General features: G+C 60.2%; 23 protein-coding genes. 11 read left to right on the forward strand and 12 right to left on the reverse strand.

What is annotated here, in order from left to right; all coding sequences use genetic code 11:
* Positions 1-98: 98 nt before the first annotated feature.
* From QMZ29_RS01565 to gpmM, 3 genes are read right to left on the reverse strand one after another with little or no spacing between them, the layout of a single operon-like run.
* Entirely contained in the window at positions 99-1,052 is a 954-nt protein-coding gene (locus tag QMZ29_RS01565) for a divergent polysaccharide deacetylase family protein (RefSeq protein WP_049205333.1), read from the reverse strand.
* A 2-nt stretch (positions 1,053-1,054) separates the two neighbouring features.
* The gene (gene envC / locus QMZ29_RS01570; RefSeq protein ID WP_025304680.1) at positions 1,055-2,389 is read right to left on the reverse strand and encodes a murein hydrolase activator EnvC; all 1,335 of its coding nucleotides are present in this window, start codon (positions 2,387-2,389) and stop codon (positions 1,055-1,057) included.
* A 9-nt stretch (positions 2,390-2,398) separates the two neighbouring features.
* Positions 2,399-3,943, reverse strand: a complete 1,545-nt coding sequence (gene gpmM / locus QMZ29_RS01575) for a 2,3-bisphosphoglycerate-independent phosphoglycerate mutase (protein WP_049295000.1) — start codon at positions 3,941-3,943, stop codon at positions 2,399-2,401.
* Positions 3,944-4,240: 297 nt separating this feature from the next.
* Here gpmM and QMZ29_RS01580 point away from each other — a divergent pair, with 297 nt between their 5' ends.
* The 5 genes from QMZ29_RS01580 to cysE all read left to right on the forward strand — a co-directional run bounded on the left by QMZ29_RS01580 (position 4,241) and on the right by cysE (position 7,427).
* Positions 4,241-4,675 (forward strand): rhodanese-like domain-containing protein, encoded by a 435-nt coding sequence (locus QMZ29_RS01580; protein ID WP_016929700.1) that lies wholly within the window; start codon positions 4,241-4,243, stop codon positions 4,673-4,675.
* Positions 4,676-4,703: 28 nt separating this feature from the next.
* A complete protein-coding gene (grxC, locus tag QMZ29_RS01585) occupies positions 4,704-4,952 on the forward strand; it encodes a glutaredoxin 3 (RefSeq protein WP_019452217.1) in 249 nt (82 codons plus the stop codon).
* Positions 4,953-5,009: 57 nt separating this feature from the next.
* Complete coding sequence (gene secB / locus QMZ29_RS01590; protein WP_025304678.1) at positions 5,010-5,480, forward strand: protein-export chaperone SecB; 471 nt, start codon at positions 5,010-5,012, stop codon at positions 5,478-5,480.
* Positions 5,480-6,499 (forward strand): NAD(P)H-dependent glycerol-3-phosphate dehydrogenase, encoded by a 1,020-nt coding sequence (gene gpsA / locus QMZ29_RS01595; protein ID WP_060448503.1) that lies wholly within the window; start codon positions 5,480-5,482, stop codon positions 6,497-6,499. The genes secB and gpsA overlap by 1 nt, the downstream gene beginning before the upstream one ends.
* Positions 6,500-6,605: 106 nt before the next feature.
* Complete coding sequence (gene cysE, locus QMZ29_RS01600; RefSeq protein ID WP_025304676.1) at positions 6,606-7,427, forward strand: serine O-acetyltransferase; 822 nt, start codon at positions 6,606-6,608, stop codon at positions 7,425-7,427.
* Between the two features lie 61 nt (positions 7,428-7,488).
* Here cysE and QMZ29_RS01605 read toward each other — a convergent pair whose 3' ends face one another.
* The 5 genes from QMZ29_RS01605 to cpxR all read right to left on the reverse strand — a co-directional run bounded on the left by QMZ29_RS01605 (position 7,489) and on the right by cpxR (position 11,694).
* Positions 7,489-8,160 carry a DUF3313 domain-containing protein gene (locus tag QMZ29_RS01605; RefSeq protein ID WP_025304675.1) on the reverse strand — a complete coding sequence of 224 codons (672 nt, stop codon included), beginning with the start codon at positions 8,158-8,160 and terminating at the stop codon, positions 7,489-7,491.
* A gap of 103 nt (positions 8,161-8,263) precedes the next feature.
* Positions 8,264-9,037 carry a CHAD domain-containing protein gene (locus QMZ29_RS01610; protein ID WP_261427571.1) on the reverse strand — a complete coding sequence of 258 codons (774 nt, stop codon included), beginning with the start codon at positions 9,035-9,037 and terminating at the stop codon, positions 8,264-8,266.
* A gap of 50 nt (positions 9,038-9,087) precedes the next feature.
* Complete coding sequence (trmL, locus tag QMZ29_RS01615; RefSeq protein ID WP_025304673.1) at positions 9,088-9,561, reverse strand: tRNA (uridine(34)/cytosine(34)/5-carboxymethylaminomethyluridine(34)-2'-O)-methyltransferase TrmL; 474 nt, start codon at positions 9,559-9,561, stop codon at positions 9,088-9,090.
* 43 nt (positions 9,562-9,604) lie between these two features.
* Positions 9,605-10,999 (reverse strand): envelope stress sensor histidine kinase CpxA, encoded by a 1,395-nt coding sequence (gene cpxA, locus QMZ29_RS01620; protein WP_015379421.1) that lies wholly within the window; start codon positions 10,997-10,999, stop codon positions 9,605-9,607.
* On the reverse strand, positions 10,996-11,694 hold the full coding sequence (cpxR, locus tag QMZ29_RS01625) for an envelope stress response regulator transcription factor CpxR (protein WP_025304671.1): 699 nt from the start codon (positions 11,692-11,694) through the stop codon (positions 10,996-10,998). Before cpxR ends, cpxA begins: the two co-directional genes overlap by 4 nt.
* A gap of 148 nt (positions 11,695-11,842) precedes the next feature.
* On the opposite strand from cpxR, the gene cpxP reads away from it, so the two are divergent.
* The 4 genes from cpxP (at position 11,843) to QMZ29_RS01645 (ending at position 15,723) form a co-directional block, all read left to right on the forward strand.
* Entirely contained in the window at positions 11,843-12,322 is a 480-nt protein-coding gene (gene cpxP / locus QMZ29_RS01630) for a cell-envelope stress modulator CpxP (protein ID WP_004931122.1), read from the forward strand.
* 131 nt (positions 12,323-12,453) lie between these two features.
* Entirely contained in the window at positions 12,454-13,356 is a 903-nt protein-coding gene (gene fieF / locus QMZ29_RS01635) for a CDF family cation-efflux transporter FieF (protein ID WP_025304670.1), read from the forward strand.
* Positions 13,357-13,587: 231 nt separating this feature from the next.
* A complete protein-coding gene (gene pfkA / locus QMZ29_RS01640) occupies positions 13,588-14,550 on the forward strand; it encodes a 6-phosphofructokinase (protein ID WP_004931116.1) in 963 nt (320 codons plus the stop codon).
* Between the two features lie 183 nt (positions 14,551-14,733).
* Positions 14,734-15,723: a sulfate ABC transporter substrate-binding protein gene (locus QMZ29_RS01645; RefSeq protein ID WP_043140999.1), complete on the forward strand. Its 990-nt coding sequence runs from the start codon at positions 14,734-14,736 to the stop codon at positions 15,721-15,723.
* Between the two features lie 65 nt (positions 15,724-15,788).
* Here QMZ29_RS01645 and tpiA read toward each other — a convergent pair whose 3' ends face one another.
* Both tpiA and QMZ29_RS01655 read right to left on the reverse strand, forming a co-directional pair.
* Positions 15,789-16,556, reverse strand: a complete 768-nt coding sequence (gene tpiA / locus QMZ29_RS01650) for a triose-phosphate isomerase (RefSeq protein WP_261427570.1) — start codon at positions 16,554-16,556, stop codon at positions 15,789-15,791.
* A 127-nt stretch (positions 16,557-16,683) separates the two neighbouring features.
* On the reverse strand, positions 16,684-17,268 hold the full coding sequence (locus tag QMZ29_RS01655) for a DUF1454 family protein (RefSeq protein ID WP_060435280.1): 585 nt from the start codon (positions 17,266-17,268) through the stop codon (positions 16,684-16,686).
* A 199-nt stretch (positions 17,269-17,467) separates the two neighbouring features.
* Between QMZ29_RS01655 and QMZ29_RS01660 the strand changes: the two genes are divergently transcribed.
* Positions 17,468-17,887 (forward strand): DUF805 domain-containing protein, encoded by a 420-nt coding sequence (locus QMZ29_RS01660; protein ID WP_043140990.1) that lies wholly within the window; start codon positions 17,468-17,470, stop codon positions 17,885-17,887.
* Between the two features lie 11 nt (positions 17,888-17,898).
* Here the strand turns inward: QMZ29_RS01660 and fpr are convergent, their stop codons facing one another.
* Together fpr and QMZ29_RS01670 are read right to left on the reverse strand one after the other, a co-directional pair.
* Entirely contained in the window at positions 17,899-18,645 is a 747-nt protein-coding gene (gene fpr / locus QMZ29_RS01665; RefSeq protein ID WP_197781696.1) for a ferredoxin--NADP(+) reductase, read from the reverse strand.
* 3 nt (positions 18,646-18,648) lie between these two features.
* Entirely contained in the window at positions 18,649-19,260 is a 612-nt protein-coding gene (locus tag QMZ29_RS01670; protein ID WP_141971941.1) for a helix-turn-helix transcriptional regulator, read from the reverse strand.
* A gap of 297 nt (positions 19,261-19,557) precedes the next feature.
* Between QMZ29_RS01670 and emrD the strand changes: the two genes are divergently transcribed.
* Positions 19,558-20,742, forward strand: coding sequence for a multidrug efflux MFS transporter EmrD (gene emrD, locus QMZ29_RS01675; protein WP_261427569.1), 1,185 nt, complete (start codon positions 19,558-19,560; stop codon positions 20,740-20,742).
* The last annotated feature ends 30 nt before the right edge of the window (positions 20,743-20,772 follow it).

Genomic DNA, 20,772 nt, shown 5'->3' on the forward strand with positions numbered 1-20,772 from the left:
ACTGGTTCATCACATTTTCCTCTGTGCGTGAGTAAAATGTGTCAACGCTATTCAGGACGGGTCACAGACGTGAAAAAGGCCGGAATTCCGGCCTTTTTTTATGCTTGCGGTTTGGCTTGCGTCCAGTGTTGCCAATGACGCTTGATGAAGGTCACCGGCGGCGAGGTGGCTATGCTGTCGGCGATGACGCCCAGCGCGGTGCCGGCGTTGGCTTTTTCCTTCGGCGGTTTGACCTTGCACTGTTTGATGCCACCGCTGAACGGATTTTTCGGCTGCGGTTTTTGCGGCTTGACCGGCGGTGGAACGTAGCTGCCGCCGCCGTTGCCCTGCGGTTCGTTCAGCAGCGCGCTCGGTTTGACCAGCACGATATCGGCGGGCAGCGACGGCAGCATCTGCTGCAGCACTTTCACCGTCGCCGGACGTGGATGCCCGATGGCGATGGCGGAACCGTTGCGCCGCGCCAATTCAACTGCGCGATTGAACTGGCGGCGGATGTCGGCTTCGTTCGCGGTATCGTCGAGGAACACCTTGCGTTTGATCACTTTCACGCCGGTGCCGGCCGCGGCGCGGGTCGCCTGGCTGTTGCCGATGGTCATGCTGTCGAGGAAGTACAGGCGGTAGCTTTCGAGCGCCTGCATCACTTTCTGCATGCCCGGCAGGCTGGAGGTCATGGCGCTGCCCATGTGGTTGTTCATGCCGACCGCGTAAGGCACATTGTTCACCGCGTTACGGATGATGCGCTGGATCTCGTCGCTGCTCATGGCAGGCTGCAGGGTATCGCGCTCCAGCGGCTGCTTGCTGAGCGGCGCCATTGGCATGTGGATCAAGACTTCGCGGCCCTGGCTGTGGGCGCGAGTGGCCATCAGGCGGGCATGCGGCGCGTTGGGCAATACCGCAACCGAGATCGCCGTTGGCATTTGCAGCACTGCGTTTTCTTCGTGAGGGCGGTAGCCCACGTCATCGATGACGATGGAGAGTTTTCCTGCCTGCGCAGCGTAAACCTGCAGCAGACAGCCTATTAACAGAGCTGTACGGGTTTTGACATAGTGCAAATCTATCTTCCCAACCACGGCAGTGGGTTAACCGCCTGTCCCTGACGACGGATTTCGAAATAGAGCGACGGCGTTCCCTGGCCGCCGCTGGTGCCGACCAGCGCGATCGGCTGGCCGGCGCGCACCTGCGCCCCGACGTTGACCAACGCGCTTTGGTTGTAGCCGTACACGCTCATGTCGCCTTTACCGTGTTCGACCACCACCATCAGGCCATAGCCTTGCAGCCAGTCGGCCAGCAGCACGCGGCCATCGGCGACGGCTTTCACTTCGCTACCTTCGCGGGCCTCAATCACCATGCCTTTCCAGCGTAGTTCGCCCTGCTGCTGTTCGCCAAAGCCGTGCAGCGTGCGGCCGCGTACCGGCCACATCAGCTGGCCGGCCGGACGACCGAGACCGCCGGTGCGCGCCATCAGCGAGCGATCGGCTTCGCTAGGTTTGTAGGTGGTGCCGGTTTTCTTCGCCTGCTGTTCCTTGATGCGCACCTGTTCGCGCACTTTGGCCGCTTCACGCGCTTCGCGTTCGGCGCGCGCACGGGCTTCGCGCTCCGCCCGGGCGATCTTGTCGCGCATGCGGGCTTCGTTTTGGCGCAGTTCCACCAGGCGTTGTTGGTCTTTTTCCAGCGAGGCTTCCAGCGCGGTCAGCGTTTTCTTGCGGGCGCCGCGCGCCTGCTCCAGCTTCTGCTGCTGTGTTTGTTGTTCGCTCAGTAAGGATTTTTGCTGGCCCTGTTTGGCCACCAGCGTGGTTTTTTGCTTCGCCAGCTCGGCGCGGGTCTGTTTCAGCTCTTCGATGGTTTTCTGGCGCGCTTCGTTCAGATAGCCGAAATAGGCCAGAATACGTTCGCTGCGCTGGCTTTCTTCACCGCTGAGGATCAGCTGCACGGCGCTGTGCTGCCCTTGCCGGAAGGCGGCGTCGAGCTGTTTGGCGAGGAGGTTTTGTTGGGTCGATTGCTGCTTTTGCAGTTTGGCTATCGAGGCGTTCAGGCCGGAAATATCCTTGCTCAACTGGGTGAGCGTGCCCTGGGTGTCGCGCAACTGGCGGCTGGCCTGGGCGATGGTTTTTTCCTGCTGACGCAGCTGATCCTGCAGCGAGCTGCGCTGCTGCTGCTGCTGCTTCACCGCTTTTTCTTTCTCGGCGATGCTCTGCTGGATGTCTTTCAGCTGGGATTTATTGTCTTCCGCCGCCTGGCCGGCGAGCGGCAACAGCAAGACGCCAGCGCAAAATACGCTGGCGCACATGGCGGTGAACGTCCTTGGCGCGGTGCGTTCAGGCAGCGGCCGGCTGCCTGCGTTTGCGCTTCGGGTTACCCTTGATAGTGCAAAAAACGCCTTCTCCCTCATGGAGAAGGATTATTCCACGATGAACAGCGGCTTACCAGTCATCTCTTGCGGGATTTCCATTCCCATCAGCGTTAACAGGGTTGGCGCGATGTCCGAAAGCTTGCCGCCTTCGACCGCCCGTGCCGGTTTGCCGACGTAAATCAGCGGTACCGGCAGGCTGGTGTGGGCGGTATGCGCCTGGCCGGTGGCCGGATCGCGCATCTGCTCGGCGTTGCCGTGATCGGCGGTGATCAGCAGTTGGCCGTCGACGTCGCGCACCGCGTCAACCACCTGGGCGATGCAGGCATCCAGCGTCTCCACCGCTTTGACCGCTGCTTCATACACGCCGGTATGCCCCACCATGTCGCCGTTCGGGTAGTTGCAGATAATGGCGTCGTATTTGCCGCTGCGGATGGCGCTCAGCAGTTTGTCGGTCAGCTCGGCGGCGCTCATCTCCGGCTGCAGATCGTAGGTGGCGACCTTCGGCGAATTGACCAGCACGCGGTCTTCCCCTTTGAACGGCGCTTCCACGCCGCCGTTATAGAAGAAGGTGACGTGGGCGTATTTTTCGGTTTCCGAGATGCGCAGCTGGGTTTTGTCGTGCTTCATCAGCCATTCGCCGAAGGTGTTGGCCAGCGACGCCGGCGGATAGGCGCAGGCGGTCGCGATGTCGGCGGCGTACTCGGTCAGCATCACGAAATCGCCGAACTGCACCCGCTTGGCGCGCGGGAAACCGTCGAAATCCGCGTTCACGAAAGCGCGGGTGATCTGGCGCGCGCGGTCAGCGCGGAAGTTCATGAAGATCAACGCATCGCCGTCCTGCATCGCGGCATCGGCCTCACCGGCGGCGCGAATGACGGTCGGTTTGACGAACTCGTCGTTTTCACCGCGCTGGTAGGCGGCCTGCAGGCCGGCGATCGCATCGTCGGCCACGTAGTCGCCCTTGGCCGCGGTCAGCAGGTCATAGGCCAGCTGCACGCGATCCCAGCGGTTGTCGCGGTCCATCGCGTAGTAGCGGCCGATCAGCGAGGCGATGCGCCCGACGCCCAGCGCGGCGAAGGCGTCGCGGCAGCGTTGCAGCGGGGCTTCGGCGCTGCGCGGCGGCGTGTCGCGCCCGTCGAGGAAGGCATGCAGATAAACGGCTTTGGCGCCGCGTTGGGCGGCCAGCTTGATCATGGCCAGAATGTGCTCGTCGTGGCTGTGCACGCCGCCCGGCGACAGCAGGCCCATGATATGCACCGCCTTGCCGGCCGCTACGGCTTTATCGACCGCGGCGGTCAGCACCGGGTTGGCGAAGAAGTCGCCGTCGGCGATCGCTTTGTCCAGCCGGGTCAGATCCTGGTAGACGATGCGCCCGGCGCCCAGGTTGACGTGGCCGACTTCGGAGTTGCCCATTTGGCCGTCGGGCAGGCCGACATCTAGCCCGGAGGCGGCGATCAGCGTATGCGGCTGCTCCCGCCACAGACGGTCCATCACCGGGGTGCCGGCGTTCAGGATCGCGTTGTCCTGCCGCTCCTCACGGTGGCCGTAACCGTCCAGGATCACCAGTACCATCGGTTTTTTGTTGCTCGACATTGCATTGACCTCTTATGAACTTTTTAAGCTGCGAATAGCCATGCGCCCGCCGCAAGCATGGCTGTTCGCCCTCGAAAAACCGGCTGATTTTACATCGCCGCCGGCGAGAAATAGCCCAAAGAGATCAAGGTTGCGGCGAATCGCGCGGGCTTTTATGCTCTGACCTCGGGAATTTCTCAGCGCAGCCCGCAGTTTCTACAATCGCGCTTGCTTATTGGCTGTATTTGCCGCACTCGGCAGGTATACTCTGGAACCTTGACTTATTTATCCCTTAACTGACGGGAGTTGTTACACCCCATGCTGCAAGAAATTATGCCATTCGTAAGCAGACACCCGATTCTGAGCCTGGCTTGGATCGCTCTGCTGGTCGCCGTGATCGTCATGACCTTCAAAAGCCGTTTCTCCAAGGTCAAAGAGATCGCTCGCGGTGAAGCTATCCGCCTGATCAACAAAGAAGAAGCCGTGGTGGTCGACACCCGCAGCCGCGACGATTTCCGCCGTGGCCACCTGGCCAGCGCCATCAACCTGACCGCCAGCGAAATCAAAAGCGGCAGCCTGGGCGAGCTGGAAAAACACAAAGCGCAGCCGATCATCGTCGTGTGCGCCAACGGCACCGCCTCCCGCGAGCCGGCGGAGAACCTGAGCAAGGCCGGTTTTGAAAAGGTGACGATGCTGAAAGACGGCATCGCCGGCTGGAGCGGAGAAAACCTGCCGCTGGTGCGCGGTAAGTAACCGTTTAACCTATTTGAGGTGGCAATCCATGGCTAACATTGATATCTACACCAAAGCGACCTGTCCGTTCTGCCATCGCGCCAAGGCGCTGTTGAACAGCAAGGGCGCGGCGTTTAACGAGATCGCCATCGACGGCGATAGCGCCAAGCGCGAAGTGATGATCGAGCGCAGTGGGCGCACCACCGTGCCGCAGATTTTCATCGATGGCCGGCATATCGGCGGCTGTGATGATTTATATGAACTCGATGCTCGCGGCGGCCTGGATCCGCTGCTTTAAGCAGCTTGCCGGCTCACCGAGTGTCAATAAGGACGTTTAACCAAGGGTATTACTCACATGTCAGAACAAAACAGCACCGAAATGGCTTTCCAGATCCAACGTATCTATACCAAGGATATCTCCTTCGAAGCGCCGAACGCGCCGCAGGTTTTCCAGCAGGAATGGCAGCCGGAAGTTAAACTTGATCTGGATACCGCGTCCAGCCAGCTGGCTGACGAAGTGTATGAAGTGGTACTGCGCGTAACCGTGACGGCGAGCCTGGGCGAAGAGACCGCGTTCCTGTGCGAAGTGCAACAGGCGGGCATCTTCTCGGTAGCAGGTATCGAAGGCACGCAGCTGGCGCATTGCCTGGGTGCATACTGCCCGAACATCCTGTTCCCGTATGCGCGCGAGTGCATCACCAGCCTGGTTTCCCGCGGTACATTCCCGCAGCTGAACCTGGCACCGGTCAACTTTGACGCGCTGTTCATGAACTATCTGCAGCAGCAGGCGGAAGGCGAAGGTGCCGCACCACATCAGGATGCCTGATGAACACCGTCAATGCTTCAATGACTGTTATCGGTGCCGGCTCGTACGGCACCGCATTGGCCATTACGCTGGCGCGTAACGGCCATGCCGTGGTGCTGTGGGGGCATAACCCCGCGCAAATTCAAACGTTGCAGCAAGATCGCTGCAATCAGGCGTTTCTGCCCGACGTTCCTTTCCCCGATACCCTGCTGCTTGAGGCCGATTTGGCGCGTGCGCTGGCGGCCAGCCGCGACGTGCTGGTGGTGGTGCCAAGCCACGTGTTTGGCGACGTGCTGCGTCAGCTGAAGCCGCATCTGCGCCCGGACGCCCGCATCGTGTGGGCCACCAAGGGGTTGGAAGCGGAAACCGGGCGATTGCTGCAGGACGTGGCGCGTGAGGCGTTGGGCGAGGCGATCCCGCTGGCGGTGCTCTCCGGGCCGACGTTCGCCAAAGAGCTGGCCGCCGGTCTGCCGACGGCGATCGCGCTGGCGGCGACCGATGCGCAGTTCGCCGACGATCTGCAACAGCTGCTGCACTGCGGCAAGAGCTTCCGCGTCTACAGCAATCCCGACTTTATCGGCGTACAGCTTGGCGGCGCGGTGAAGAATGTGATCGCCATCGGCGCTGGCATGTCCGACGGCATCGGTTTCGGCGCCAACGCCCGCACCGCGTTGATTACGCGCGGGCTGGCGGAAATGAGCCGTCTGGGTTCTGCGCTGGGCGCCGATCCTTCGACGTTCATGGGCATGGCGGGGCTGGGGGATCTGGTGCTAACCTGCACGGACAACCAATCGCGCAACCGCCGCTTCGGCATTATGCTGGGGCAAGGTAAAGGCGTGCAGGAAGCGCAGGACAGCATCGGTCAGGTGGTCGAGGGCTATCGCAATACCAAAGAGGTGTTGGCGCTGGCGCAGCGGCACGGCGTGGAAATGCCGATCACCGAACAGATTTATCAGGTGCTTTACTGCCATAAAGACGCCCGCGAAGCGGCGCTGAGCCTGCTGGGGCGAGCCCGAAAGGACGAAAAACCCAGCGCGTGACATAAAACGATATGTCGGGGCAGCGGAATGCTGACCCCGCAAATGACCTGGGCCGCTCCGCGCTACCGTGTGAAGCGGCCCGTTTGGCAAGGCAAAGGGGTATGTGATGTCGTCAGAAGAGTTGGAACAGGTCTGGAACAGCATTAAATCAGAAGCGCGAGCACTGGCTGATTGTGAACCGATGCTGGCCAGCTTTTTCCATGCGACGTTGCTCAAGCACGAGAATCTGGGCAGCGCGCTCAGCTATATGCTGGCCAACAAGCTGGCGACGCCGATCATGCCCGCCATCGCGGTGCGCGAGGTGGTGGAAGAGGCCTACAAGTCCGACAATCAGATGATCGTTTCGGCGGCGCGCGATATCCTCGCGGTGCGGCTGCGCGACCCGGCGGTCGATAAATACTCCACGCCGCTGCTTTACCTCAAAGGGTTCCATGCGCTGCAGGCTTACCGCATCGGCCATTGGCTGTGGCAGCAAGGGCGGCAAGCGCTGGCTATCTACCTGCAAAATCAAATTTCCGTCGCCTTCGGCGTGGACATCCACCCGGCGGCGACCATCGGCTGCGGCATCATGCTTGACCACGCTACCGGCATCGTGATCGGTGAAACGGCGGTGGTGGAGAACAACGTTTCTATCCTGCAGTCGGTCACGCTCGGCGGTACCGGTAAAACCAGCGGCGACCGTCACCCGAAAATCCGCGAAGGGGTGATGATTGGCGCCGGCGCCAAAATTCTCGGCAATATCGAAGTGGGCAAGGGCGCGAAGATCGGCGCGGGTTCGGTGGTTTTGCAGGCGGTGCCGCCGCATACCACCGCCGCCGGGGTGCCGGCGCGCATCGTCGGGCGGCCGGAGAGCGATACGCCGTCGATGGATATGGACCAATACTTCAACGGTACCAACCACGGTTTCGAGTACGGCGACGGCATTTGAACGCCGTTTGCGTATCCATTCAGGGGGAGCTTTGGCTCCCCCTGTGTTTTTCAGGCGGCGGTCAGCCCTGTTTCGGGAACTGGGTGATATCGGTAACGATGTCGTCGATCGCCGCCTTGACGTCATCCGCCGTGACCGGCGTGCTGTCGTTGTTGACGGTTTTACCGTAGGCCTTGCGTACCACTTCCATCACCGTTTTACCGGTATCCTGGTCGATCAACTCGCCTTCAATATACAGCGCGGTATTTTGCGTCCGGTGCCCGGTAGCCGCCATGGTGCTGGCAACCACTGCAGCGACCGGCACCACTTCATAGAACTTCATGTCTTCGTTTTCGGCCGAAACGGCGGTGATGGCGAGTTTGGCCACCAGAACGCGCGAGCCCGTCGGGCTTGGCAGAATGGTAAAGCGGTTCTGCAGCGCGGTTTTGATTCGCTGGGTCGCGTAGGCCTTAATCTTGTTCAGCGTGTCCTGGCTGACGCGCGCCGTGGGTTTCTCCGCCGGGAAATAGACCACCGGTTGGAAATAGATACCGCGATAGTTGGATTCCTTGTAGCTCGGATCTACCCAGCGCAGCGTTTTATGACCGCTTGGCGAGGTGGTTTCCTGCAGTTTGCTGTAATCGGACAAAAAGCCCGAATATTGCGACGTTTGGGTGACTTTGGACGAACAGCCCGCCAGCAACAGGCCCGCTGCCAGAACGGCCATGGCAACGCTCAAGCGTTGTTTTTTCATGTGGTTTCCTATGATGAGTGGTGATTACCCTTACAAAACATAGCGCATTATCTGCGCCTCATCGGGCATTTTCGGGGCCGGGCGTGCCCTGCTGCGGCCTTTTTCAGGATCGTGATGCGCCGCCGGTTTTCACCACCAGTGCGGGTGATAAGGCAACGAGCAAGATGTCCGCTCTGGCCAGCGCCTGGTGTTGCTCTGCTTGCCATCGGGGCAACAAGGGCCAGAGATCCGCCTGATGTTCTGCCTGCAGGCACCAGACCTCCCGGTCGTGCCAATCGCCGAGGGCGTTTTGCACCGCTTTCAGGCCCGCCATTGCGGCGGGAGAGAGGGGGAGGCGTTGCGGGTAGGCTTCGGCCGCGTAGCGCAGGCGTTTGACCAGCAGCCGCAGACGGTGGCGATCGTAGCCGGTATCAGCCAACGCCCTGCGCAATTGCCGCTGCTGGCGCTGCAGGCGTCGGTTCACACGGTGTTTGGCGGGGCGCTGCGCGATGCGGAGAAAGCGGTGCGGCCAGGCGTGCAATAGCGAAGGGAAGCTGATGAGCAGCGGGTTGGCGAGCAGTTGGCGGCAGCGGGCCTGAAAATCGCTTTGGCGCACGTTGGCCTGCCAATCGAGGCGATGGTGCGCCAATTCGACGATCAGCACCTCGAGATCGCGCAGCGGCGTCGTGAGCTTGCCCAACTCGGCGGCGGCCCGATCGAGCCGCGTTGCGCCGGGGCAGCCGCGCAACGGACGCAGCAGGCTGCGAATGCGGCGCAGGCAGACGCGCAAGTCGTGTAGCGCCTCGGTGTCTTGCGCCTGTTGCAGCCGCAACAGCGCCTCGTTCAGCGCCGATTCGAGCCGGCGAAGCTGGGTAACAATATCTGCGATGAAAGCCATGTGCCGTATCTGGAGAGGTTAACCCTTCCAGTATGGCGCGTCGTCGCGGATTACGCTTTGATCAGCGCGCCGGCATAGTCCAACTGCCGCCAGGCTTCATACACCACCACCGATACGGCATTCGACAGGTTCATGCTGCGGCTTTGCGCCTGCATTGGGATGCGGATTTTTTGCTGCGCGGGCAGCGCATCGAGGATGTCGGCAGGCAATCCACGCGTTTCCGGACCGAACAGCAGGTAGTCGCCGGCCTGGTAGCTGACGGCGCTGTGCGCCGGCGTGCCCTTGGTGGTGAGGGCAAACAGCCGCTGCGGGTTTTCGGCGGCGAGAAAAGCGGCGTAGTCGGCATGACGGTGGACGCGGGTGAACTCATGGTAATCCAGCCCGGCGCGGCGCAGGCGTTTGTCGTCCCACGGAAAACCCAGCGGTTCGATCAGATGCAGATTAAAGCCGGTATTGGCGCACAGGCGGATGATATTGCCGGTATTGGGTGGAATTTCGGGTTCAAATAAAACGATGTTCAGCATGTTGCAGGCCCCTCGTGAACGAGGGGCGCAGGATAGCAAACTCTTACTGTTCTGTCTTAGACGATAGGCGTTGATGATGCAGCGGCAGCCACAGCACCAGCCGCAGGCCGCCAAGCGGGCTGTCTTCGGCCTTCACCCAGCCGCGATGCTGGTTGACCGCCGCCTCGACGATCGCCAGGCCGAGGCCGGTGCCGCCGGACTCACGGTCGCGCGCTTCATCGGTGCGGTAGAACGGACGGAAGATCTGCTCGCGGTCTTCGGCGCTGACGCCGGGGCCGTCGTCGTCAACCTGGATGGTCACGCCCTGATTGTCGGCGCTGAACGCCACGGCAATGCGGGTGTGAGAATACCGCAGGGCGTTGCGCACGATGTTTTCCAACGCGCTGTCCAGCGCGCTCGCGTTGCCGAACAGCGTCCACGGACCTGGCGGCGCAGCGATCTCCAGCTGCTTGCCCATCTGTTCCGCTTCGAAACGGGCGTTGTCCAGCACGTCGGCCCACAGTTCGTTGGCCTTCAACTGCTCGCGCGCCAGCTCGCCCTTTTGCTGCCCGCGCGACAGCGCCAGCAGATCGTTGATCATCGAATCCAGCCGCTGCGCTTCGGTTTCGATGCGCGCCAGTTCGTGCCCTTCGCCGTGGCGGCGGCGCATCAGCGCGGTGGCCAGCTGCAGGCGCGTCAGCGGCGTGCGCAGCTCGTGCGAGATGTCCGAGATCAGCCGTTGCTGGGCGTTCATCATGCGTTCCAGCGCGCTGACCATCTGGTTGAAGCTGGCGCCGGTGGCCAGGAACTCCTGCGGACCGGCCTCCAGCTCCGGATGCTGCTTCAGGTTGCCGCGCGCCACGTCATCGGCGGCGTTCTTCAGCTTGCGTGCTGGTTTCGCCAGGCTCCAGGCCAGCCACAGCAGCAGCGGGGCGCTGATCAGCATGGTGACGATCAGCAGCAGCAGCGGCCGGTCGAACATCAGGTTGATGAAATCGGATTGCGGGCTGTTGGCGGGACGGATCAGGTACAGCTGGTAGTTGTCTTCGCCGTCGCGCACCGCGAACGGCCCGACCAGCTCGACGCGGCCGTACTTTTTCTTCTTGGGATGATCCGAATTATCGGATTGGCCGATGAAGTTGCGGACGATCTGCATTTCGTTGCGCTGCGCGCCGATCACCCGGCCTTCGCTGGTGACCAGCAACAGGCGTTGGCCCGGCGGCGCCCATTTGTCGATGGCGCGGAACAGGCGGCGCCACCACATCAGATCGTTGGCCGGATCGTTTTGCAACTCGGCCTCGACGTGCTGTTCCAGCATCAACCCCTGCCGCTGCTCGCTGTCGAGCAGCGAGGTCATTTGGCGGGAGTCGAGCTTGGGCACCATCAGCACCAGCATTAGCACCAGGGCTAACGTAAACCAGAAAATGGCGAAGATGCGTGCCGTCAAACTGTTGATCATGTTGCAGATACCATCAAATAACCACGCCCGCGCAGGGTTTTGAACCACGGATGCCCGTCTTTGCGATCCGGCAGCTTACGCCGCAGGTTGGAGATGTGCATGTCGATAGCGCGATCGAACGGAGTCAGGCGTTTGCCCAGCACTTCCTGGCTCAGCAGTTCGCGCGATACCACCTGCCCGAGGTGCTGCGCCAGCAGGTAAAGCAGGGTGAACTCGGTGCCGGTCAGATCCAGCACCTGGCCGTCGAAGCTGGCCTCCTGGCGGCCGGGATTCAGCTGCAGGCCATCGACATCCAGCGTCGGGGCGCCGCTGTCGACCTGCTGCTGCTGTTCGCTCCAGTTGGAACGGCGCAGAATGGCGCGAATGCGCGCGACTAGCTCGCGATCGTTGAAGGGTTTCGGCAGGTAATCATCGGCGCCCAGCTCCAGGCCCAGCACGCGGTCCAGTTCGCTGCCGCGCGCGGTCAGCATGATGACCGGTGTCTGGTGATGTTGGCGCAGTTCTTTCAGCGTATCGATGCCGTTTTTCTTCGGCATCATGATGTCGAGCAGCAGCAGATCGATGGAGCTGTCCAGCAGCGACAACGCCTGCTCGCCATCGTGCGCGACGACGATATTAAAACCTTCCATTTCAAGCAGTTCTTTTAACAGCGAGGTCAACTCGCGGTCGTCGTCAACTAACAGAATCTTGTTCATTATGATTTACCTCCAGACGCAAAATACGTCATCAACTGTTGCCATTCCATGACTTTACGTAGTTTTACATGCACTGACGCAGGTTTTCAGGTGTAGCGGTACACTGCTCCTCGTTGATTCGCAAAGTGAGAAAGCTTGAGGAGTTGAAATGCGTAAGGTGACCGCATTAGTTATGGCATCACTGCTGGCAATTGGTTCGACCGCTGCCTTCGCTGCCGACACTATACCGGACACAGCCCAACCTCCCGGCAACGACGCGATGACCCGAATACCCGGCCAGCACCATATGTTCGACGGTGTCAGCCTCAGCGAACAGCAGCGCCAGCAAATGCGCGATTTGATGCGCCAGGCCCGGCACGATCTGCCTGGTGTCAATGTAGCTGAAATGGAAGCCATGCATAAACTGGTGACCGCAGAGAAATTTGACGAAGCCGCCGTGTATGCACAGGCGGAAAAGATGGCCCAGCAGCAGGTCAAGCGCCAGGTCGAAATGGCCCGGGTACGCAACCAAATGTATAACCTGCTGACGCCAGAGCAAAAAAGTGTTTTAGACCAGAAACATCAGCAGCGTATGCAGCAGATGGAGCAACAAATTTCTGGTTTGCAGCAAGCTTCTGCCCAGAAGTGAAGTACGACTGAGTAGTCCCCTGTTTTTCCTTGCCATAGACACCATCCCTGTCTTCCCCGCCATGATGGCGGGGTTTTTTTTATCCGACATTTCGCTATATTGAGCGCCACACCTTTTGACCGGGGGCTCTTATGGAACAGCGCTATGCACGCCTGGTGAAGTCCGCTGCGTTGGCCGCTACCGCGCTGGCATCGTCGCTGCTGTTGATCAAAATCGTCGCCTGGTACCACACCGGTTCGGTCAGCCTGCTGGCGGCGCTGGTGGATTCGCTGGTCGATATCGCCGCCTCGCTGACCAACCTTCTGGTGGTGCGCTATTCGCTGCAGCCGGCCGATGCCGAGCACACCTTCGGCCACGGCAAAGCGGAGTCGCTGGCGGCGCTGGCGCAAAGCATGTTTATTTCCGGCTCCGCCCTGTTTCTGTTTCTCACCGGCTTCCAGCATCTGTATGCGCCGCAAACGCTGCGCGATCCTGGCGTTGGGGTCGTCGTGACGGTGATCGCGTTAATCAGCACCCTGATTCTGGTCACCTATCAACGTTGGGTGGTCAGAAAAACCCGTAGCCAGGCGGTGCGCGCAGATATGCTGCATTATCAGTCAGATGTCATGATGAATGGTGCTATTCTTATCGCTCTTGGGCTAAGCTGGTACGGCTTCCACCGGGCAGATGCGCTGTTCGCGCTGGGAATCGGCGTATACATCCTCTATAGCGCGCTGCGCATGGGCTACGAAGCGGTGCAGTCGCTGCTGGATCGGGCGTTGCCGGATGACGAACGCCAGGCGATTATCGAGGTGGTTTCCTCCTGGCCCGGGGTGAAAGGCGCGCACGATCTGCGCACGCGTCAGTCGGGGCCGACGCGTTTCATCCAGCTGCATCTGGAGATGGAAGACACGCTGCCGCTGCGTGAGGCGCATCGGTTGGCCGATCAGGTGGAACAGGCGTTGCGACACCGTTTTGCGGGGGCGGACGTCATCATTCACCTGGATCCGTGCTCCGTGGTGCCGCCGGGTAGGCAGGGGCATTGGGAGCTATAATCAGATAGAGGCATAGCGCGAAGTATTATCATGAATATCTGAGTTAGCTCAGCGTGCCATGCGGTGTTTTTACCGTTATATTGCGTGACTTGAATCAATTCAGCTGGGTGTTTTTGATATAATATCCAGCAATAAGCCGTAAAGCTGGTTTTCTGCAGCCGGAGAGGTTTCAAGACGATCGGCGGAGACAGAATTCTTAAGAAATTGCATCTACACAGTTCAGAGGTAGTCATGATCAAGAAAATCGGTGTACTGACGAGCGGCGGTGATTCGCCGGGTATGAACGCTGCAATCCGCGGCGTTGTGCGTTCTGCGCTTTCAGAAGGTCTGGAAGTTTTTGGTATTTACGATGGCTACCTTGGCTTGTACGAAGATCGCATGGAGCAGCTGGACCGCTATAGCGTGTCCGACATGATCAACCGCGGCGGCACCTTCCTCGGCTCGGCCCGCTTCCCGGAGTTCAGGGATGAAAACGTGCGCGCCAAGGCGATTGAAAACCTGAAGAATCGCGGCATCGACGCGCTGGTGGTGATCGGCGGCGACGGTTCTTACATGGGCGCCAAACGCCTGACGGAAGAAGGCTTCCCGTGCATCGGTCTGCCGGGCACCATCGATAACGATGTCGCCGGTACCGACTACACCATCGGTTACTTCACCGCGCTGGAAACCGTGGTGGAAGCGATCGACCGCCTGCGCGATACCTCCTCGTCGCACCAGCGTATCTCCATCGTGGAAGTGATGGGCCGTTACTGCGGCGATCTGACGCTGGCGGCGGCGATTGCCGGCGGTTGCGAATTCATCGTGCTGCCTGAAATCGAATTCAACCGCGAAGATCTGGTGTGCGAAATCAAGGCCGGTATCGCCAAGGGTAAAAAACACGCCATCGTGGCGATCACCGAGCACATCTGCGACATCGATGAGCTGGCGCGCCACATCGAGCAGGAAACCAAGCGTGAAACCCGCGCCACCGTGCTGGGCCACATTCAACGCGGTGGTTCACCGGTCGCCTACGACCGCATCCTGGCCTCGCGCATGGGCGCCTACGCCATCGAACTGCTGCTGCAGGGTTACGGCGGCCGCTGCGTCGGTATCCAGAACGAAAAAATGGTGCATCACGACATCATCGACGCGATCGAAAACATGAAGCGTCCGTTCAAGGGCGACTGGCTGGAAACGGCGAAAAAGCTGTACTGATTCGCCGCTCACCGCGCGCCGAAAGCCTCCGCTTGCGGGGGCTTTTTTATGCCCGTCGGCGACATATTCCAGAATCATCTATCCCAAAATTTTTTATTCTTTAATTGCCGGGAAAGTTTCTGGCAGGCTCTGATGCTAAATCAACCGATTGAGGTTGCGTTAATTTTCTGGGAGAGCTTGTCGATGCGTAAATGGGGTGTTGGTCTGACATTGGTGCTGTTGGCGTCCGGCGCCATGGCGAAGGATATTCAGTTGCTGAACGTGTCATACGATCCGACGCGTGAGTTCTATCAGGCTTACAACACGGCATTCAGCAAGCACTATCAGGCGGAAACCGGCGACAAGGTGACGGTGCGACAGTCGCACGGCGGTTCCGGCAAACAGGCGACCTCGGTGATCAACGGCATCGAGGCCGACGTGGTGACGCTGGCGCTGGCCTATGACGTTGACGCCATCGCCGAACGCGGGCGCATTGAGAAAGACTGGATCAAACGCTTGCCGGACAACTCGGCGCCTTACACGTCGACCATCGTCTTCCTGGTGCGCAAAGGCAACCCGAAGCAAATTCATGACTGGCCTGACTTGATTAAGCCGGGCGTGTCGGTGATCACCCCGAATCCGAAAACCTCCGGTGGCGCCCGCTGGAACTACCTGGCCGCCTGGGGCTACGCGTTGCACCACAACAACAACGATAAGGCCAAGGCGCAGGACTTCGTCAAAAACCTGTACAAGAACGTCGAAGTGCTGGATTCCGGCGCGCGCGGCTCGACCAACACCTTCGTTGAGCGCGGCATCGGCGACGTGCTGATCGCTTGGGAAAACGAAGCGTTGCTGGCGGAGAAAGAGCTGGGCAAAGACAAGTTCGAGATTATTACGCCGAGCGAATCGATCCTGGCCGAACCGACGGTGTCGGTGGTGGATAAGGTCGTCGATAAACGTGGTACCCGCGACGTGGCGACCGCCTACCTGAAGTATCTGTATTCACCGGAAGGGCAGACTATTGCGGCGCAGAACTATTATCGCCCGCGCGATGCGGCGGTGGCGGCCAAGTTCGCCGGGCAGTTCCCGCAGCTGAAGTTGTTCACCGTGGATGACACTTTCGGCGGCTGGACCGAAGCGCAGAAGGTGCACTTCGCTACCGGCGGCGTGTTCGACGAAATAAGCAAACGCTGATGCCGTTTGAGAGGCAATAAAAAACCCCGGCAAGCCGGGGTTTTTTTATGGCAAGCCTAGGGCAATCAGGCTTTTTTTGCTGCGGCAGCGGCTTTGACGATCACGGCGAAAGCGTCGGCTTTCAGCGAGGCGCCGCCAACCAGCGCGCCGTCGATGTCCGGCTGGGAGAACAGCTCTGCGGCGTTCTTGTCGTTCACCGAACCGCCGTACTGGATGATGATTTCAGCGGCAACCGCGGCATCGTGTTTGGCGATGTGATCGCGGATAAATTTGTGCACGGCCTGTGCCTGTGCAGGGGTCGCGGATTTGCCGGTACCGATGGCCCAGACCGGCTCATAGGCGATCACGGTGCCTTTCATCGCCGGTGCGCCCAGCGTTTTCAGCACGGCGTCGATCTGGCGCGCGCACACTTCTTCAGTTTTGCCCGCCGCGTTTTCCGCTTCGGTTTCACCGATGCACAGTACCGGGATCAGGCCGGCTTCTTTCAGCACGGCGAATTTCTCGGCGATCACTTCGTCGCTTTCTTTGTGGTAGGTACGACGCTCGGAGTGGCCGATGATGATGTACTGGGCGCCGACGTCTTTCAGCATGTTGGCGGAAACTTCACCGGTGAAGGCGCCGGACAGGTTAATGTCCACGTTCTGCGCGCCCAGCGCGATGCGGCTGCCGGCCAGCGCGTGCTTGGCCTGATCCAGATACATCACCGGCGGGGCGATGGCGACGCCACAGCCGTCAACGCTGCTCAGCTCATTGCGCAGACCGGCGATCAGTTCGTTGACCATGTGAGTGCTGCCGTTAAGCTTCCAGTTACCCATAACTAATGGATGACGCATGTTTTTTCCTCCAACTAGGGAACGCGAGAGTCGAAATGACAACTGCCGGACCGGCAGTTTACCTGCCCAACAGTATAGAGATCATTAAGCGCGAAGGCTTTGCTTTTCGTCATTAAATGCCGCGCCGTTACGGCTCGGAAAGCGCTAGCTTAATCGGTTCAACCGCGAAGGTTACGCCTTTATCGCCGTTGTCCGAGACGACATAACGAATGGCGCCGACCTGCTGTTGGTAAAAGCGCGATCCTTTGCCTTTTTCCAGCAGGCTGTTCACCTTGTTCTGGCTCTGCTCCACCGTCAACGCCGGTTCGAACTGGCGCATCAGCGCCGCCATGTAGCTGATGGCGATGGCGCGCGCGGCTTTTTCTTCATTGGCCTGCTGCAGCGGCAGATGCGTGATCTGCAACGTTTTGATTTTACCGGTGCCTTTCTCCAGCGCGGTGGAGGCATACAGGTTTTCGTTGAGTTTGCTGGCGGCGCGCGTCAGCAGCGGCGAATCGTCTTCGGTGGCGGGAATGGCGCGGAATTCGCCAATCGGCAGCTTCGGGTTGTCGCGATTGTATTTTTCGCGGAATTTGACCACCGTCAGATCGAACGTCGGCGCCCCGGCCAGCAGGTAAGGTGCGGCGGGTGCTGCATCGGCGGGCGGCGGATCGGCCCAGGCGCTGGCGGCGGCCTGCAACAGGCAGGCAATGACGAGGGTTTTTCTCAGCATGGCGTATGGCATCAAGGACAAAGATGGCTCCGATTAAAGCGATAACTCGCGGGCCTTGTCAAAGATCCCACGCCATTATCGGTTCGCTGACGAGAAAGCTGTGCGGCGCACCGCGTTATGCGAGGCGGAAAACTCGGCCCGGCAGCGCCTATGTTACACTGCGGCGCAGAATATGGGCAGGCTTAGAGCGCAGGAATCGATGACGTTACAACAGTGGTGTTTTTCTTTTAAGGGTCGCATTGGGCGGCGCGACTTCTGGATCTGGATGGGGCTGTGGTTGGTGCTGATGGCGGCGGCGTTTACGCTGGCCAATTATCAGCTGATCGCCATCCAATCCATCGCCTTCTTTATCGTGGCGCTGCTGTGGCCGACGGCGGCGGTGCTGGTCAAACGCCTGCACGATCGCAACAAGGCCGGCTGGTGGGCGCTGCTGCTGATCCTGGCGTGGATGCTGGCGGCAGGGAACTGGCAGATGCTGGCGCCGATCTGGCAATGGGGCGTCGGACGTTTCATTCCGACGCTGATTATCGTGATGATGATGATCGATCTGGGTGCCTTCGTCGGCACGCCGGGGAGCAATCGGTTCGGCCCGGAAGCCGAACCGGTGAAGTTCCGCTGACCCTCGCCGGGTTACCAGTAGTGCTCGCTGGTGATGTGGCCCGGTTTGCGGCGCAGGTGTTTGCGCATTTTGCGGTGGTCTTTCAGCGTTTGCTGGGTGTCCCGCACCATTTGCGGGTTGCCGCACAGCATCACGTGGCTGGTTTCGGCGTCGATGGTCAAGCCGGTCGCCGCTTCCAGCCGGCCGTCCTCGATCAGCGCCGGCACGCGGCCGGTCAGTGAGCCGGGCGTTTCTTCGCGGCTGACGACGGTCTGGATGCGCAGCTTGCCGTTGTAGCGTTGTTGCAGTTGCTGCATCAGCGGCAGGTAGCTCAGGTCGCGCGCGAAACGCGCGGCGTGCACCAGCACCAGGTTGTTAAAGCGCTCCAGTCCGATGCCCTGCTGCAGAATCGATAAATAGGGGCCGATGGCGGTGCCGGTCGCCAGCATCCACAGCGTGTCGCAGTCGGGCACCTCGTCCAGCACGAAGAAGCCGGCCGCTTCTTTGGTCACCATCACGTCCGAGCCTGGCCGCAGCTGATTGAGGCGCGGGCTCAGTTTGCCTTCCGGCACGGTGACCAGATAGAACTCCAGGTTGGCGTCATCGGGAGCATTGACGTAGGAGTAGGCGCGCTGCACCCGTTCGCCGTCGATCTCCAGCGCCAGTTTGGCGAATTGCCCGGCGGTGAAAGGATCGATAGGGGCATTGACCACCAGGCTGAACAGCCCGTCGGTCCATTGTTTTACCTGCGTAACCTTGCCGTTTACCCATTCAGCCATACTCTAAAGCTCCCGTGGTCGAATCAAATAAGCACAATGTCGTGAGCCGGAAATGGCGTGCGCGGTGCGCTCTACCCGGTAGTCGTTGCCGAACAGGCGGTGAAACAGCTGCAGCTCGGAATTGCACAGGCTGCTGCAGCTGGAGCCGGCCACACCGACCGGACAGTGGTTTTCCACCAGCAGCGTACCGTGTGGATGATCGAGCAATTCGGCCATGTAACCGTCGTGTTGCCGCAGGCGCACCAGGCGGGCTAACCGGTCCTGATGGCTGCGCTCGGCGGACAGCTCTTCGGCATAACGCAGATAAAGCTGATCTTCGCGCGCGCTGAGCAACGGTTCCACCCCGGCGCCGCCAAACAGCTGCAGCGCGGATTCCCGCAGTCGCGCCTGATCGTCGGCGGCATAGGCATGCCCCCGTTCGGTCAGCGACCAGTAGCGCGTCGGGCGGCCGACCTTGCTGCGCGCTTCTTCGTAACAAACCAACTCACGTTTTTCCAGGGATTGCAGATGTTGTCGGATGCCCATCGGCGTGATGTCCAGACGCTCCGCCAGCATTTTGGCCGAGTGCGGGCCGAGAGCCTTTAACTGCAATAAAATCAGCTCAGGTGTTTTCATGAACCAAATCCCTATGGTGTTATTTTATTTCAAGTTGATGAAAATAATTATCGATTAAATGCTAAAGCCCGGCTACTGCAAGGGCGCTATTTTTAACTCCAAAGCGTTATACGTACAGTTTAATTTACGAGCCTGGTCGGGTTTGCTGCCAGTGTGACCTGGATCAATATCTGCCTGAAACTCGCTAAAAAAATCAGATTTGATTAGTTTATGCCGCCATAGAGGGCTGCTCGCCGTTCTGGCTGCTGCAACGGCCATACCGGGACGCTGTGACGAGTTGAAACGTTAACGAAGATAATGAGAAAACTAGAGAACTTTCACCTGCTGGTGATGCTTATCCTGTTGGTCGCCGTCGGCCAGATGGCGCAAACCATTTATGTTCCCGTTATTGCTGATATCGCCCACGATCTGTCGGTTCGCACCGGCGCCGTGCAACGGGTGATGGCGGCGTATCTGCTGACCTACGGTTTCTCCCAGCTGATTTACGGGCCGATATCGGATCGCATCGGGCGTCGTCCGGTGATCCTGACCGGCATGATGATCTTCCTGCTCGGTGCGCTGGGCGCGTTGCTGTCCACCAACCTGACGATGCTGGTCGCCGCCAGCGCGATTCAGGGCATGGGCACCGGCGTGGCGGGCGTGATGGCGCGCACCATGCCGCGCGATCTGTATGCCGGCACCGCGCTGCGCTATGCCAACAGCCTGTTGAACATGGGGATTTTGGTTAGCCCGCTGCTGGCGCCGGTGATCGGCGGCGCATTGGCGATGGTGTTCGGCTGGCGCGCCTGTTACGTCTTCCTGCTGGCGCTGTGCGCCTGCGTTGCCTTCGCCATGTTCCGCTGGTTGCCGGAGACCCGCCCGGTGCAAACTGAAAAACGCCGCATGCTGGCCAGTTTCCGCCAGCTGCTGAGCGACAGCACCTTCAGTTGCTATCTGGTGATGCTGATCGGCGCGCTGGCGGGGATTGCGGTATTTGAAGCCAGCTGCGGCGTGTTGATGGGTGGCGTGTTGGGGCTGAGCGGCCTGACCGTCAGCATCCTGTTCATTCTGCCGATCCCGGCGGCGTTTTTCGGTGCCTGGTACGCCGGGCGCGACGGCAAAACCTTCCACACCCTGATGTGGCATTCGGTGCTGAGCTGTCTATTGGCGGGAGCGATGATGTGGATCCCGGGCTGGTTCGGCGTGATGAACATCTGGACGCTGATCGTGCCGGCCGCGCTGTTCTTCTTCGGCGCCGGTATGCTGTTCCCGCTGGCGACCACCGGGGCGATGGAGCCGTTCCCTTACCTGGCCGGCGCAGCGGGCGCGCTGGTGGGCGGCATGCAGAATATGGGATCGGGGCTCGCGACCTGGCTTTCCGCCATGCTGCCGCAAACCGGGCAGTTCAGCCTCGGATTGCTGATGTTCGCGATGGCGCTGTTGATCCTGCTGTGCTGGTGGCCGCTGTCCAACCGGATGCAACATCAGGGGCATACCGCATAACACCCTCCCCGAACCGGCGCAGGCCTTAGT

Origin of the sequence: Serratia sp. PF-27, from assembly GCF_030053255.1 — a bacterium.
GTDB classification, from domain to species: Bacteria; Pseudomonadota; Gammaproteobacteria; order Enterobacterales; family Enterobacteriaceae; genus Serratia; species Serratia bockelmannii.

Excerpts from the sequence above, each read along its gene's own strand:
- QMZ29_RS01670 (WP_141971941.1), bottom strand. The coding sequence starts at position 19,260 with ATGAAAACACCTGAGCTGATTTTATTGCAGTTAAAGGCTCTCGGCCCG.
- grxC (WP_019452217.1), top strand. The coding sequence starts at position 4,704 with ATGGCTAACATTGATATCTACACCAAAGCGACCTGTCCGTTCTGCCAT.
- fieF (WP_025304670.1), top strand. The coding sequence starts at position 12,454 with ATGGAACAGCGCTATGCACGCCTGGTGAAGTCCGCTGCGTTGGCCGCT.
- QMZ29_RS01605 (WP_025304675.1), bottom strand. The coding sequence starts at position 8,160 with ATGAAAAAACAACGCTTGAGCGTTGCCATGGCCGTTCTGGCAGCGGGC.
- QMZ29_RS01645 (WP_043140999.1), top strand. The coding sequence starts at position 14,734 with ATGCGTAAATGGGGTGTTGGTCTGACATTGGTGCTGTTGGCGTCCGGC.
- tpiA (WP_261427570.1), bottom strand. The coding sequence starts at position 16,556 with ATGCGTCATCCATTAGTTATGGGTAACTGGAAGCTTAACGGCAGCACT.
- QMZ29_RS01580 (WP_016929700.1), top strand. The coding sequence starts at position 4,241 with ATGCTGCAAGAAATTATGCCATTCGTAAGCAGACACCCGATTCTGAGC.
- gpsA (WP_060448503.1), top strand. The coding sequence starts at position 5,480 with ATGAACACCGTCAATGCTTCAATGACTGTTATCGGTGCCGGCTCGTAC.
- QMZ29_RS01610 (WP_261427571.1), bottom strand. The coding sequence starts at position 9,037 with ATGGCTTTCATCGCAGATATTGTTACCCAGCTTCGCCGGCTCGAATCG.
- QMZ29_RS01655 (WP_060435280.1), bottom strand. The coding sequence starts at position 17,268 with ATGCTGAGAAAAACCCTCGTCATTGCCTGCCTGTTGCAGGCCGCCGCC.
- fpr (WP_197781696.1), bottom strand. The coding sequence starts at position 18,645 with ATGGCTGAATGGGTAAACGGCAAGGTTACGCAGGTAAAACAATGGACC.
- cpxP (WP_004931122.1), top strand. The coding sequence starts at position 11,843 with ATGCGTAAGGTGACCGCATTAGTTATGGCATCACTGCTGGCAATTGGT.
- secB (WP_025304678.1), top strand. The coding sequence starts at position 5,010 with ATGTCAGAACAAAACAGCACCGAAATGGCTTTCCAGATCCAACGTATC.
- trmL (WP_025304673.1), bottom strand. The coding sequence starts at position 9,561 with ATGCTGAACATCGTTTTATTTGAACCCGAAATTCCACCCAATACCGGC.
- QMZ29_RS01660 (WP_043140990.1), top strand. The coding sequence starts at position 17,468 with ATGACGTTACAACAGTGGTGTTTTTCTTTTAAGGGTCGCATTGGGCGG.
- cysE (WP_025304676.1), top strand. The coding sequence starts at position 6,606 with ATGTCGTCAGAAGAGTTGGAACAGGTCTGGAACAGCATTAAATCAGAA.
- envC (WP_025304680.1), bottom strand. The coding sequence starts at position 2,389 with ATGAGGGAGAAGGCGTTTTTTGCACTATCAAGGGTAACCCGAAGCGCA.
- pfkA (WP_004931116.1), top strand. The coding sequence starts at position 13,588 with ATGATCAAGAAAATCGGTGTACTGACGAGCGGCGGTGATTCGCCGGGT.
- gpmM (WP_049295000.1), bottom strand. The coding sequence starts at position 3,943 with ATGTCGAGCAACAAAAAACCGATGGTACTGGTGATCCTGGACGGTTAC.
- cpxA (WP_015379421.1), bottom strand. The coding sequence starts at position 10,999 with ATGATCAACAGTTTGACGGCACGCATCTTCGCCATTTTCTGGTTTACG.
- cpxR (WP_025304671.1), bottom strand. The coding sequence starts at position 11,694 with ATGAACAAGATTCTGTTAGTTGACGACGACCGCGAGTTGACCTCGCTG.
- emrD (WP_261427569.1), top strand. The coding sequence starts at position 19,558 with ATGAGAAAACTAGAGAACTTTCACCTGCTGGTGATGCTTATCCTGTTG.